The sequence below is a fragment of the Nocardiopsis ansamitocini genome, assembly GCF_030268225.1.
Classification (GTDB): domain Bacteria; phylum Actinomycetota; class Actinomycetes; order Streptosporangiales; family Streptosporangiaceae; genus Nocardiopsis_D; species Nocardiopsis_D ansamitocini.
In genome coordinates this window covers 406527-419965 of the sequence record NZ_BSQG01000003.1, presented here as the reverse complement: position 1 = coordinate 419965, position 13439 = coordinate 406527, and the positions used below count along the sequence as shown (strand labels likewise).

Sequence of the window (13439 nt, the reverse complement as noted above, 5' to 3'; positions counted from 1 at the left end):
GGTCCGGGATACGTCGTGCCCAAGACGCACCCCGGAGCGCGCCGTCAGACGGGAACCGCGCCGTTGAGCCGCTTCAGGGCCGCGCGGGCGACGTCGGGGTCGGTGGTCCCCCAATAAGGCGGCAGCGAGGAGCGCAGAAACCCACCGTAGCGAGCCGTCGCCAGTCGTGGGTCGAGGACCGCGACGACCCCCTTGTCGGTCATCGACCGCAACAGCCGTCCCGTCCCCTGGGCCAGGAGCAGGGCCGCATGTGTGGCCGCCACCGACATGAACCCGTTGCCTCCTCGCGCCCCGACCGCGCGCTGCCGGGCCGATGCCAGCGGGTCGTCAGGACGGGGGAAGGGGATCCGGTCGACCACGACGAGTTGCAGTGACGGCCCTGGAACGTCCACCCCCTGCCAGAGGGAGAGCGTGCCGAACAGACAGGTTCCCTCGTCGGCGGCGAACTCCTTGACGAGCTGCCCGGTGGAGTCGTCCCCCTGGCACAGGATCGGGAAGTCCAGGCGCTCACGGAGCTCCTCGGTGGCCTGGGTCGCCGCCCGCATGGAGGAGAACAGGCCCAGCGTGCGCCCGCCGGCCGCCTCGATCAGCTCGGCGATCTCGTCGAGGTAGCGGGGATCGAGCCCGTCGCGCCCGGGGGTGGGCAGGTGCTTGGCCACGTAGAGGATTCCGCTGCGGGCATGGTCGAAGGGAGATCCGACGTCCATCCCGCGCCAACGGGGTTCCCCTTCGGTGGCCGATCCGGGCTGTCCTGCTTCGGGCTCGGGGGCTCCCTCGGGCCGCGGCTCCGGTGTGGGCGGCTCGTCGCTGCGCTCACGGCCCAGCCCCCACTGCGCGGCCAGGGCACGAAACGACCCGCCCAGCGCCAGTGTCGCCGAGGTCAGGACGGTAGTGCGGTCACCGAACAGCTTCTCGCGCAACAGACCTCCCACGCCCAGTGGTGCAACGTGCAGAGCCGGAGCCTGCCGATCGCCCTTGGTCAGCCAGACGACGTCCTGACGTTCGCGCAGCGGCGGCTCGAAGGACTCCAGGAGACGTACCGCGGTGTCGTGCACCTCGCCCAGCGCGGCCAGTGCGAGGCGGCGGGCGTTGGATGCCTCGGGGTCGTTCTTGTTGTCGGGGCCGATCGCGGTGACGCAGCCGTGCGCTGCGTCGCGCACCGCGGCCACCGCCGTGGCCAGGGCGTCGGGAATGTGGTCGAGTCGGCCGGGGTCGGCGTCGGTGAAGAGCATCGCGAGGCCGTCCGCGGTCTCGGAGAGGCGCTCGGTGAGCTCGATGTCGCACAGCCGGGTCGCGCGCTTGACGGCCAGGGTGATGGCCTTCTCGTTGAGCGCGCCGGTGGCCACCGCTGTGACCCTGTCGACGAGTTCGTGGGCCTCGTCGACCATGAGCAGGTCGTGCTCGGGAAGGATGTGGTAGTTCTGCATCGCGTCGATGGCCAGCAGCGCGTGGTTGGTGACCACGACATCGACCTCGGCGGCCTCGGCACGGGCCTGCTCGGCGAAGCACTCGGTGCCGAAGGGGCACACGGCCGCCCCCATGCACTCGTTGGCCGCGACCGAGACCTGGCGCCAGGCGAGATCGCTGACTCCGGGAACGATCTCGTCGCGGTCCCCCGTAAGGGTTTCCTCCGCCCAGGAATGCAGACGCTGGACCTGGCGGCCCAGTGAGGACAGCGCCCTGGGGTCGAAGAGCTCGGCCTCCTCCTCGGCGTCCTGGCCCGCGGTGTCCAACCGGTTGCGGCAGAGGTAGTTGCGCCGCCCCTTGAGGATGGCGAACCTGGGCTCGCGCTTGAGCAAGGGGCGCAGGGCCTCGGCGAGGCGGGGGAGGTCGCGGGCGATCAACTGGTTCTGCAACGCGATGGTGGCGGTGGAGACCACGACGGTGGTGTCGGCGGTGAGGGCGTGGCGCAGCGCGGGGACGAGGTAGCCCAGCGACTTACCGGTCCCGGTGCCGGCCTGGACGACGAGGTGCTCCTCGGTCTCGATGGCCTCGGCGACCGCGGTGGCCATGGCCACCTGTCCCTCGCGCCGCGCTCCCCCGAGCGCGCGCACCGCGGTGTCCAGCAGTGTTTCGACGTCGGCAAGATCAGGCACGCATGTGACAGTACCGGCCCGCGGTGACGCTCCGGGCCGGTTGTCCACAGCGTGCCCGGCCGGAGGAGGCCGGCCCTTTCTCCGCGGCTGCCCCGTCCGGCTGCCGGCGGCCCGGCACGGCCCCCGTTGTCGTGGCCGGACCGCCCCCGTTGCACGGGCGTCCTCGAAGCCGTGCGCCGCCGGTACGGCAGCGATCACGGGGACGGGCTCAGGGCTGGAGCTCCTCGGTGACGGTGAGATCGTCGTGCAGGAAGCACACGTGGTCGCGGACGTCGTAGCCGTCCTTGAGGGTGCGCCGGTAGGACCAGGCCGCGTCGGAGGCGACCGTGCCCCCGACGCGGACGTCGTGGTAGACCGCGTCGCCCTTGTAGGGGCAGTGGGTGCGGGTGCGGCTGGGCGCCAGGTACTCCTGGTGGACGTCCGCGAGGGGAATGTAGAGCCGGTTGGGCAGGCCCGTCTCGGAGAGCACCTTGGGACTGCTGGTCAGGGCAAGGGTAGTGTCGCCCAGGGCCACACGGACCAACCGGGTGGAGGATCGGACGTCGACCCGGTGGTAGGGGTCGCGCAGGTGCCCTCGGACCCGCTCGTCCTCGTCGAGCCAGGTGTCGGCGGCGTCCCAGTACAGCGAGGCCAGACCGCGCAGCCAGAGAGCCTCGGGGGTGGGGTCGGGATAGGACCACACCGCGTTGTCGACGGTCGTCTCCCCCACGGTCAGCGAATGGTAGGACGCGTCGCCCTTGAAAGGGCAGTGCGTGGTGTGGTCGGTGGGGGTGAGCAGCTCCTCTGCGAAGTCCTCGACGGGCGCGTAGAGGACCGGCTGCAGTCCGGTCTCGTGCAGCAGGAACCCGCGGTCGGTGTCAAGGACGACCTTGCCTTCCCTCAGTGCGCGTACCCTGCGGGCGAAGGGGTGCATGAACAGCGCGTGCGCAGGGGATTCGAGCCGGTAGTTCACCGTCTTCGGCGGATGGGCCGCCAGCGGTCCGGCTCCGAAGGTCAACGACATGGTGGGCTCCCCGTTGTGGATCGTGTGGCTGGTGCTCTCCTCCACTACCCCGTTCCCGGCTTTTCGGCACGTCGGGAACGCCACGCGAATCCACGCACAGCGGTCGGGAATCCCCATGATCGTCGCTGGTCACGGGGATTCCACCGGGCGACGGCCGAGGGGCGGGGCCGGTTGTCCCATACCGCGGGCGGCCGACGGGGACAGCGCGCAGTGGCGGCACGGCGCTGTGGCCGACCGGGACAACCGACCGGGGCTGCGACGAAGGCGGCCCGCCGAGCGCGGTCACGCGCAGGCAGGACCACCCCGGATCAGAATGGTCCTGGGCGAGACCCCTTGCGGGGCGGCCTTGCACCGCAGGGCGAAGCCCCACATCGGGGCCTGGGGCTTCTTCAGAGAAAACGAAGAAACGACCCGGCGAGGCGGACGAAGTCCCCAAGCAAGGTCGTTTCGAAGTGGAGTGGAGCTATGGGGATTCGAACCCCAGACCTCTTCCATGCCATGGAAGCGCGCTACCAACTGCGCCATAGCCCCTTGTTGCGAGAACAACTCTACCTGACTCCAGCCCCTGGCTGTGACGCTTTTCGAGGATCGGGGCACCCCTCGGTTTTCTCGCACCGTGCCGCTCGGTCGACGTCACCGCCCCCCGTGGGGCGAAGCCCCGCACCGGGGGCCTGGGGGTCGCCCCCCAGCAGAAACGACGAAACGACCCGGCTCGGAGGACGAAGTCCCCCGAGCAAGGCCGTCTCGGAGTCGAGTGGAGCTATGGGGATTCGAACCCCAGACCTCTTCCATGCCATGGAAGCGCGCTACCAACTGCGCCATAGCCCCTTGCGGGAGCCGGGCGGAGGCTCTCGCCCCTGCCGACTCCCTGAACAATAGCGGAGATCCGCCTGTTCGTCGAAACGGGTCACCCGTCGTCGCCGAGGACCGTCCCCTCCGGCAGCGTGCCGGCGTTGTGCTCCAGCAGCCTCCATCCGCCCAGGCGGCGCGGCCCGAGCACCGACCAGGCGCAGTTGCTCAGCGAACCGAGCGCCTCCAGCTGGTCCTCGGGAAGCCCCAACATGGTGTGGATGCCGGCTCGTAGGGCGGCTCCGTGGCTGGCGACCACGAGCAGCCCGTTGTCGGGCACCTTCTCCAGCCCGCGCACGATCACCTCGGCCACCCGGGCGCCGACGTCGGGCATCGACTCGCCGCCGGGGATGTCCATCCTGCGGTGCTGCTCGGGCCAGTTGGCCGAGATCTCGTCCCGGGTGAGCCCCTCCCAGGGCCCGCCGAACCGTTCGCGCAGGCCCGGGTCGTGCTCGACGGTGAGCCCGGTGAGCCGTGCCAGTGCGGCGCCGGTGTCGGCGGCGCGCTGGAGGTCGGAGGCGATGATCGCGTCGGGCTGCAGCGTCGCCAGTAGGCTGGCGGCGCGCTCGGCCTGGGCGACGCCCTGCTCGTTGAGCGGGATGTCGGTCTGGCCCTGGAAACGGGATTCGACGTTCCAGTCGGTCTGTCCGTGACGCCAGCAGATGATGCGACGGGTTTGGGTCACAGGTGCGCTCCTGGGGGGTCGGGGGCGTGGATCAGCTGACGTCGCTGTCCTGGGCCTCGCGGGCGGCGCCGCGCGACCCCTTGGGCAGCGTGATCTCGGGGCAGTCCTTCCACAGGCGCTCAAGGCCGTAGAAGCCGCGTTCTTCTTCGTGCTGGACGTGGACGACGATCTCCACGTAGTCCAGCAGCACCCAGCGGCCGTCGCGCTCGCCCTCGCGGCGGACCGGCTTGGCGCCGGACTCGCGCAGGCGGTCCTCGATCTCGTCGACGATGGAGCGGACCTGCCGGTCGTTGGGTGCGGAGCACAGGACGAAGGCATCGGTGATCGCCAGCTGTTCGCTGACGTCGTAGGCGATGATCTCCTGGGCGAGTTTCTCAGCCGCGGCCGACGCGGCGATGTTCACGAGCTCGACGGCCCGGTCAGTGGCGGTCACGAGGGGTTGCTGCCTCCAGTGGGCTCTGTCGGCGAGCGGTCGCACGGGAGCGGCTGGCGCCGCCCCTTACTCGTCGCCGAGGTAGAGCCCTGTCTTGTTGATGTATCGGACGATGCCATCGGGCACCAGGTACCAGATGGGCTCGCCCTTGCGGACGCGCTCACGGCACTCGGTCGAGGAGATGGCCAACGCGGGGATCTCCACCAGGCTGACCTTGCCTTCCGGCAGTCCGGGATCGGCGAGCCGGTGTCCAGGACGGTTACAGCCTACGAAATGCGCGAGTTCAAAGAGTTCATCCACGTTGTGCCAGCTCAGAATAGCGCCCAGGGCGTCCGCGCCGGTGATGAAGAAAAGCTCCACGTCAGCGCCGTAGTACTGGCGCATCTGACGCAGTGTGTCGATGGTGTAGGTGGGCCCCGCGCGCTCGATCTCCATGCGGCTGACCCGGAACTGGGGGTTCTCCGCGGTGGCGATGACCGTCATCAGGTAGCGATGCTCGGCCGGGGTGACCTTGTCTTCTTCCTTCTGCCAGGGCTGACCGGCCGGGACGAAGAGGACCTCGTCCAGGTTGAAGAAGTGGGCCACCTCACTCCCGGCCACCAGGTGTCCGTGGTGGATCGGGTCGAAGGTGCCGCCCATGATGCCGACCCGGCGCGGGGCTCCGGTGGGCCGGGTCTCGCTCGGCTTCACGTTCGTCTTCTGCTTGGGCACGGCCATCACTTTCGGTTCGTCCCCGATTGGTCGGGATGGGCTGCTCACCGCAGAGATTAGCCCGCATGTCCGTCGAACTGTCGCGCGCCCCCACCGGAGGTACGCAAAACCGCTCCGCGAATCGCGTCATATCTCGTTCGCGAAAATCATGGATTTGCGCGTGGACGGCACATACCATGCGGGCATGTCGACTACTCCTGACCGCACTCGCGTTCGTCTCCCAGCAATCTCCTCACGGGCCTACGAGCACCCGGCGGACCGCGGCGCACTCGTCGCGCTGCGGTCGCTGCGTGGATTCGACGAGGTCTTCAAACGAATGTCCGGACTGTTCAACGAACGTGCCCTGCGCCTGATGTTCCTGGGCAGCGCGGTACGGGTGAGCGAACAGCAGTTCCCCGACGTCTACGACTACGTCCGCGACGCCGCCTACGTCCTCGACCTGGACGAGGTCCCCGAGCTCTATATCCAGATGAACCCGCAGCCCAACGCCATGGCGATCGGCAGCAGCAAGCCCTTCATCGTCATGACCAGCGGACTGTTCGACCTCCTGGACGCCTCCGAGCAGCGCTTCGTGGTCGGCCACGAGGTCGGCCACATCCTGTCCGGGCACGCCGTGTACCGCACGATGCTGCTCGCCCTGATCCGCCTCGCCGCACGGGTGGCCTGGATCCCGCTGGGCTACATCGGCCTGCGCGCGATCGTGGCAGCGCTGGAGGAGTGGTACCGCAAGTCCGAACTGTCGTGCGACCGCGCAGGCCTGCTGGCAGCCCAGGACCCCGACGCCGCGAAGCGCGCCCTGATGAAGATGGCGGGCGGCTCCCGGCTGGCCCAGATGAACGCCGACGCGTTCCTGGAGCAGGCCAAGGAGTACGACGCCGCCGGCGACGTGCGCGACGGGTTCCTCAAACTGCTCATCACCCAGGGCCAGACCCACCCGTTCGCGGTCGTTCGCCTGGCCGAACTGGACCGCTGGATCAAGGACGGCTCCTACAACCGCATCATCAACGGCGAGTACCCGCGGCGGGACAGCGACAAGGACGCCAAGATCGGCGACGAGGTGCGCAACGCCGCGGACTCCTACCGTGAGTCCTGGTCGCGCACGACCGACCCGTTGGTGGGAACGCTGCGCGACGTGGCCGGCAGCGCGGCCAGCACCGGCGGCAAGATCTTCGACAGCGTCGCCGAGCGTTGGAAGAACAGTGGCAGCCGTGACGGCTCGGCCGGCTGAGCGTGCCCCGTTCTGGGTACCGGCCCGTCGGCTGAAGAACCGGCGGGCGGTACTCACTCCGCCGCGTACACCGCTTCGCTGACCATGCGCGCGGCACCCACGACTCCCGCGTCCGGACCCAGTTCGCTGAGGACGATGGGCATGTTCTGGGTGGCGAGGGGCAGGGAACGGCGGTAGACGACCCCGCGGATCTCGGAGAGCAGCAGGTGTCCGAGGTCGGCGACCCTGCCACCGATCACGATCATGCCGGGGTTGATGAAGGACACCAGTCCGGCCAGGGTGAGGCCCACCCTCTGTCCGCCGTCGCGCACCATGCGCACCGCGCAGGGGTCGCCGCGCCCGGCGGCCTCGCCCACGTCCGCGGCCGTGAGCACCCCGTTTTCCTGCAGGCGGGCCAACAGGGCGGGGGAACGGCCCGCGCGGGCGGCGATGGTGGCGTCGCGGGCCAGTGCGGCCCCGCCGAACATGGCCTCCAGGCAGCCTTTCTCCCCGCAGGCACACACCGGACCGGTTTCCTCGACGGTCATGTGGCCGATGTCGCCGGCGCAACCGTGGACACCACGGTAGATATGGCCGTCGACCATGATCCCGCAGCCGATGCCGGTGCCGATCTTGACGAACAGGAAGTCGTGCGCCGAGCGGGCGACACCGGAGTGGTGCTCCCCCAGCGCCATCACGTTGACGTCGTTGTCCAACTGGACGGGGCAGCCGAGTTCCCGGGCCAGGGCGTCCCGGACGGGGTAGCCGTCCCAGCCGGGCATTATCGGTGGTGACACCGGGACACCGCGGTGGAAGTCGACCGGCCCCGGAACCCCGACCCCGGCGCCCACCAGGCGGTGCGGCCGGTTGAGGCCGGCGAGCAGGTCACGGATGGCGCGCAGCGCTTTGGGCAGGACCACCTCGGGCCCTTGCCGGACGTCGATGGTCTCGGTGGCGCGGGCCAGGATGGCCAGTCGCCCGTCGGTGACGGCGATGTTGAGTGAAGTGGCGCCGATGTCGATGCCTGCGAAGCAGAGGTCTGCGCGAAAGTCCACGATCGTGGAACGGCGTCCGCCCCGGGAGGAGGCCGGTCCGGCGTCCTCGGCGAGTTCGAGTTCGGTGAGGCGCCCGACTTCGGCGGCGACCGTGGTGCGCGACACCTGGAGCCGGTCGGCGAGTTCGGCGCGCGAGAGCGGCCCCTCGTCACGGAGCAACCGCAGGATACGGGCCTGGGTGCGGGTCTCCGCCCTACTGGCGAGCGTTGCAGCCACATGTGCATCCTGCCACACCTGTTCCGGTGCGGCCCAGGCCCGATCGGTGTCCTGTCCCCCGAGCAATATCCACCCCTAGTGTGTGCGCGGTCCGGGGCTTCCCGGACCGCGATCGGGCTCCCGCCGAAGCGGGAGCCCTCCGGGCGAACAGGCCCCGGCCCGAGTGCTAGAAGGCCTTACCGGCCTGCTTGGCGTCGGCCTTGGCCTCGCCGCGGCGCTCCTCGGCCTTGGCCTCGAGCTCAGCGGAGTGGTCGACCTGGGCCATGCGGGCCGCGAAGCCGGAACCGATGGTGCCAAGGTCCCCGGTAATCGTCCCACGCACGCGGTTGTTCTCGCCCGCGAGCGCGGCCGGGGAGTTGCCCTGCGCGGTCAGGTTGCCGCGAACGATGTTGTTGTCGACGTGGATGGTGGCGGTGTTGTCGCGAATAGTGACGTTCTTGTCCCAGTAGCTGACGTCGGAGCAGGCGGACGCGGGACCGTCCGACCCGACCTGCACGATGCTGGAGTTGTTGATGTAGGTGGCGCCCCCGTACACCTCGCCGCCGCAGAACACGCTGCCGTCGGCGTTGTTGGCGATGCGCAGGTTGCCGTTGACGACGGTGTCGTAGATGTCGGCGTAGCCGGTGCCGTCGGCGGTGACCGCACCGCTGACCGTGGCCCCGTCGAGGAAGAGGTCGCCGGTGGTGGCGTTGACGGCGCCGCCGACGCTGGAGCCGACGCCGAAGACGAAACCGCTCACGTCGGATCCGGCGATGGGGACGGCGCGCAGGTTGGCCCCCAGCGAGCTGTCCTCCAGGTAGGTGCCAAACGCGCTACGAGCGGTGACGGCGTTGGAGATGGTGGTGTCCACCGCGTCGAAGTAGCCGTCCTCCTGGACGGTGACGTTGCCCTTGAAGGTTCCGCCGTTGACGACGAGGTCGGCACCGGCGCGCACCGTGACGTTGCCCTCGACGGTGGTGCCGGTGAGGGAGCAGGACTTGCCGGCCTGGACGATGAGGTCACCCGGGACGGTGACCGCGCCGCCGACGCCGTTGCAGGTGGTGACGAGGTCGGCGCTAGCGGGGGCTGCGAAGAGGCCCATGCCTCCGATGGTGAACAACGAGGTGGCGGCGACGATGCTTCGAAGCTTCATGGGGGTGTCCCTTTCTGGACAGAACACATGTGGGGGATCCCGGTCCCGAGTAGCCCTTGAGGCCGGAGGTGCCGCCCGGACTGTACCGGTAGTCCGGGCGGCTGCGGTAGGGGGCGGAAGGTCAGTCGCCGAGGCTCTCGATGACCCCCTGGGCTGCCCAGAAAAGGTCCTCGGCAAGGGCCGTGTCGGTGACGTTGGTACCGTCCGTGGCCTGGTTCTGGAACTTCTGGAGTTCCGCGACGGCCTGGGTGGTGCGACCGTTGGCGTGGTGGCGGGAGACCACGTCGAGCGTGGTTCCCAGGAGTTTCTCAGCCTTCCGGTCGAGTCCGGAGTCGGCCACGAGGGCCTCCAGGCCGGTCAGGGCGTCACCGGCGGGAACCGGAACCGCGACTCCGTGACCACGGAAGATCAGCGAGTCCAGGTCGATCCCGCCGCTGGCGCTGATGTAGAGCGTCCCGGTCTCGTCCGGCGCGTTCTCCAGGAAGGTGGAGGCGCTGGTGAAGCCGCTGTTCTCGTCGAACTCGACCTCGCCGATCACCGGTCCGTCCGCGGCGTTCCACCGGAGTTGGACGGTGCCGCTCTGGGCCGCGGCCGCACGCAACGTCACGCCGCTGATGCCGGTGAAGTTGAACCGGTCGAAGGAGATCCAATCCCCCTCGCCGAGACCGGTGACCTTGCGCTGTCCGCTGGCGCTGCTGTCGTTGACGATCTCGCCGCCGTTGATCTCACCGGCCCATTCGGCCTCGCGCAGCTTGGGGTTGATGTAGGCGGAACCCTCACCGGTGGCCGGCCCGACGCCTTCGGCACCGGAGTCGGTGTAGGTGAGCAGGAAGACGCCGTAGGTGTTCTCCGTCTCGCCGTGGTCGGAGTCGGAGGGGGTGGGGATGGTGCCCGAGCAGCCGGAGCCGGTGCCGCCGGGGTGGGCGTGACCGTCGTGGCCGATGCCGAACTGCCACAGGGCGCGGTCACAGTTGATGTCGTCGCCGTCCTCGGGGTCGGTGATCACCGACTCGAAGGGCACCTCGTCGCCCCACTCGAAGAAACCGCCGTCGACGGGCAGGATCATCTCGACCTCGGGGGCGGTGTTGCCGACCACGACGGTCTGGGAGACCAGGCTGAACTTGCCCTCGGCGTTGGTGACGCGCAGGCGGGGGAAGTACTCGCCCTTCTCGGTGTAGGTGTGGGTGGCGGTGACGCCGGTCTCGGTGAACTCGCCCTCGCCGGTGAAGTCCCACTCATAGGTGAGTTCGCTTCCGGCGGGGTCGGTTGAGGTGGAGGCGTCGAACTCGACGGTCAACGGCGCCTGTCCGGAACGCGGGGTGGCCGTGAAGCGTCCGGTGGGCGCCTTGACGCCCTCTGCGTAGTCGATCCGGTAGAGGCCGGCGTCGGGGTTCTCCCGGAAGAAGCCGGTGCCGTACTCCAGCACGTAGAGCGAGCCGTCGGGGCCGAACTCGAAGTCCATGACACCGCGCCAGGGCGGGGCGACGATCGAGTCGAGGTGCTCGTTGGGCAGGAAGTTCTCGATATGGGTGACCGGACCGTCGGGGTCGTCGATCGCGAAGGCGGCCATGTAGTTCTGCGAGAACTCCCCGAAGAACGCCTTGCCGTCCCAGTACTCGGGGAACTTGCCCGGGGCGGGGTTGTCGGGGTCGTAGTGGTAGACCGGGCCGCCCATGGGACCTTGGCCGCTGCCGCCGAAGGCGGTCAGCTCGGGCCAGGGCTGGTCGTCGTCGGAGTCGCCGTACCAGAGCTGCGGTTCGGTGGCGGGGACGCCGATGTCGGTGAGGCCGGTGTTCCAACGGGAGTTGTTGACGGGGGCGTCGCAGTCGAACCACTCGCCGGGGGTCGAGGTGGCGAAGTCCCACTCGTTGTAGACGGCGTTGGGGCCGTGGCAGTAGGGCCAGCCGCCGTTGATCGGCTTGCTGGTGGACTGCCACTCGACGTAGCCCATGGGGCCGCGGGTGTCGCTCGCGGTCCCGGCGTCGGGACCGTATTCGCCCCACAGGAGGGCGTCGTTGGCGGGGTCGATCTCCATGCGGAACGGGTTGCGCAGGCCCATCACGTAGATCTCGGGGCGGGTTCCCTCGGTGCCCGGGGCGAAGAGGTTGCCTTCGGGGACCGTGTAGGAGCCGTCGTCCTCGACGCTGATGCGCAGGATCTTGCCGCGCAGGTCGTTGGTGTTGCCGGCCGAACGACGCGCGTCGTAGCCGGGGTTGAAGCCGGGGGCGTCGTTGTTGGGCGCGTACCCGTTGGCGCCGGGGGCCGAGGCCGGCGTGTTGTCACCGGTGGCGAGGTAGAGGTCGCCCGCGGAGTCGAAGGCGATGTCGCCGGCGACGTGGCAGCACTGGCCGCGCTGGACCTCGACCTCGATGATGACCTGTTCGCTGGCCAGGTCCAGCGCCCCTGCACTGTCGTCCCACTTGAACCGGGAGAGCTGGTTGTGGCCCTTCCACGCGTCCCAGTAGGAGTCGTCGGCACCGGCGGGCAGCCGCTGGGGGGCGGAACCGGCCGGGGTGTCCAACGGGGGTGCGTAGAAGACGTAGACCCAGTTGTTCTCGTCGAAGTCGGGGTCCAGGTGGATCGTCTGGAGGCCGTCCTCGGAGTTGGCGTAGACCGGGATGGTGTTGATGATCTTGGTGAGCCCGGTCGCGGGGTCGGTTCGGCGTACCTCGCCGTTGCGGGCGGTGTGCAGGATGGACCCGTCCGGCATGAGGGCCAGGTCGATCGGCTCTCCGACGCTCTTGGTGAGGGTGACCCGCTCGTAGTTGTTCCAGTCGAGGGCCGGCTCGTCGTCGTGGGGGTCGTCGGGATGGGCGAAGGCGGCGGTGGGGCCGGCGACCATGAAACCGGTCAGGAGTATCAGCCCGGAGAACAGGCTGAGCAGACGTCGTGATGCAGATTTCACGCTGGGTGCTCCTTGGCGGGAGACGGATCCCTGGGGGTGTCGGGCACACGGGTGCCACGCCCGGACGCCTGGGAAACGGCGCCGGGTGGGGGTGCGGGGTGGTTGGCCGGGGGGCTAGCCGCGCAGCCGGTAGATCGCGTCGTAGCTGCGCTCGGCGTTGCCGATGGAGTCCACGGGGTGGGGCGGGACCGCGGTGGATCCCGCGTTGTCCTGCTCCCAGATGCCGTGGTGGGCACCGCGGGTGCGCAGCGAGCTGAAGAACTTCTGGAAGGGCAGGTCACCGGCGCCGAACTCGATGATGTCGTAGCCGTTGCTGTTGGCGTTGTTGGTCTTGCCGTCCTTGACGTGGAACAGCGGGTAGCGCCGGGGGTTGGCGTTGACGTAGTCCACCGGTTCGAACCCCGGGTAGAGGTGTTTGCCGGCGAAGGCCCAGTAGATGTCCATCTCCAGGAAGACCGTGTTGGGGTCGGTGTTCTCCAGGAAGACGTCGTAGAGGCGGACGCTGGGCTGGTCGGTGGCGAAGCCGAACTCCCCGGCGTGGTTGTGCTGGTAGAACTTGATGCCGCGCGAGGCGGCAGCCGCGCCGAAGACGTTGAACTCGTCAGCGGCGGCCTTGTATCCCGCAACGGTGTTGACGTTGGTAGGGGCGTTGGCGGTGCCGACGTGCTTGAGGCCGAGGATCTCGGCGTTGTCGAGTTCCTGCTCGGTGTTGGCGCGCCAGGCGCCCAGGCCGACGTGGCTGCCCACTGCCTTGAGCCCATTGTCGTCGAGCAGTTGGCGGATCTCCTGCACCGTGATGGCGCCGACCGAACCCTGGGTGTAACCGGCGAACTCGATTTCCTTGTAGCCGATGCGGGCGAGTTCTTCCAGTACGACCCGGAAGCCGAGGCTGCTCACCTTGTCCCGGATGCTGTAAAGCTGGATGCCGATCTTGCCGGGCGGGATCAGCCGTCCTGCGGCGGCGTGGGCGGGGCCGGCGGCAGCTCCGGTGAGGGCCCCCGCGCTCACCGCCACGGTGCCGGCGGCGAGGGTCCGGAGGAATCCGCGTCTTCCGAATTCGCTCCTGTCGATTCTGGCCATGCCTTCTCCTTCATGCAGTCGGGGGCGCTCCGCAGAGGCGGCGCGCGCCGGCGCGCCACCAGGGGGA

10 protein-coding genes and 2 tRNA genes are annotated in these 13439 nt (G+C 69.2%); 1 reads left to right on the top strand and 11 read right to left on the bottom strand.

Features of this window, described 5'->3' with window-relative positions:
• Nucleotides 1–44: 44 nt before the first annotated feature.
• From QSJ59_RS11585 to nadD, 7 genes are all read right to left on the bottom strand, one after another.
• Complete coding sequence (locus tag QSJ59_RS11585) at nt 45–2096, bottom strand: ATP-dependent DNA helicase (RefSeq protein WP_285759331.1); 2052 nt, start codon at nt 2094–2096, stop codon at nt 45–47.
• 208 nt (nt 2097–2304) lie between these two features.
• A complete protein-coding gene (locus tag QSJ59_RS11580; protein WP_285759329.1) occupies nt 2305–3144 on the bottom strand; it encodes a DUF427 domain-containing protein in 840 nt (279 codons plus the stop codon).
• A 413-nt stretch (nt 3145–3557) separates the two neighbouring features.
• Nucleotides 3558–3630: transfer RNA gene (locus QSJ59_RS11575), tRNA-Ala, on the bottom strand.
• Nucleotides 3631–3854: 224 nt separating this feature from the next.
• Nucleotides 3855–3927 (bottom strand) — tRNA-Ala (locus QSJ59_RS11570).
• A 79-nt stretch (nt 3928–4006) separates the two neighbouring features.
• Nucleotides 4007–4633, bottom strand: a complete 627-nt coding sequence (locus QSJ59_RS11565; protein WP_285759328.1) for a histidine phosphatase family protein — start codon at nt 4631–4633, stop codon at nt 4007–4009.
• A 31-nt stretch (nt 4634–4664) separates the two neighbouring features.
• Nucleotides 4665–5066, bottom strand: coding sequence for a ribosome silencing factor (gene rsfS, locus QSJ59_RS11560; protein WP_285759327.1), 402 nt, complete (start codon nt 5064–5066; stop codon nt 4665–4667).
• A 66-nt stretch (nt 5067–5132) separates the two neighbouring features.
• Complete coding sequence (gene nadD / locus QSJ59_RS11555; protein ID WP_285759325.1) at nt 5133–5783, bottom strand: nicotinate-nucleotide adenylyltransferase; 651 nt, start codon at nt 5781–5783, stop codon at nt 5133–5135.
• 178 nt (nt 5784–5961) lie between these two features.
• Between nadD and QSJ59_RS11550 the strand changes: the two genes are divergently transcribed.
• Complete coding sequence (locus QSJ59_RS11550) at nt 5962–7005, top strand: M48 family metallopeptidase (protein ID WP_285759324.1); 1044 nt, start codon at nt 5962–5964, stop codon at nt 7003–7005.
• A gap of 53 nt (nt 7006–7058) precedes the next feature.
• Here QSJ59_RS11550 and QSJ59_RS11545 read toward each other — a convergent pair whose 3' ends face one another.
• The 4 genes from QSJ59_RS11545 to QSJ59_RS11530 all read right to left on the bottom strand — a co-directional run bounded on the left by QSJ59_RS11545 (nt 7059) and on the right by QSJ59_RS11530 (nt 13372).
• Nucleotides 7059–8255 carry an ROK family transcriptional regulator gene (locus QSJ59_RS11545; protein WP_285759322.1) on the bottom strand — a complete coding sequence of 399 codons (1197 nt, stop codon included), beginning with the start codon at nt 8253–8255 and terminating at the stop codon, nt 7059–7061.
• A 166-nt stretch (nt 8256–8421) separates the two neighbouring features.
• Nucleotides 8422–9387 carry a hypothetical protein gene (locus QSJ59_RS11540; RefSeq protein WP_285759321.1) on the bottom strand — a complete coding sequence of 322 codons (966 nt, stop codon included), beginning with the start codon at nt 9385–9387 and terminating at the stop codon, nt 8422–8424.
• Between the two features lie 121 nt (nt 9388–9508).
• On the bottom strand, nt 9509–12292 hold the full coding sequence (locus tag QSJ59_RS11535) for a PQQ-dependent sugar dehydrogenase (RefSeq protein ID WP_285759320.1): 2784 nt from the start codon (nt 12290–12292) through the stop codon (nt 9509–9511).
• Between the two features lie 114 nt (nt 12293–12406).
• Nucleotides 12407–13372, bottom strand: coding sequence for a sugar phosphate isomerase/epimerase family protein (locus QSJ59_RS11530; protein WP_285759319.1), 966 nt, complete (start codon nt 13370–13372; stop codon nt 12407–12409).
• Nucleotides 13373–13439 lie beyond the last annotated feature (67 nt).

Coding starts and splice junctions, on each gene's coding strand:
- QSJ59_RS11550 (WP_285759324.1), top strand. CDS start 5,962: ATGTCGACTACTCCTGACCGCACTCGCGTTCGTCTCCCAGCAATCTCC.
- nadD (WP_285759325.1), bottom strand. CDS start 5,783: ATGGCCGTGCCCAAGCAGAAGACGAACGTGAAGCCGAGCGAGACCCGG.
- QSJ59_RS11540 (WP_285759321.1), bottom strand. CDS start 9,387: ATGAAGCTTCGAAGCATCGTCGCCGCCACCTCGTTGTTCACCATCGGA.
- QSJ59_RS11530 (WP_285759319.1), bottom strand. CDS start 13,372: ATGGCCAGAATCGACAGGAGCGAATTCGGAAGACGCGGATTCCTCCGG.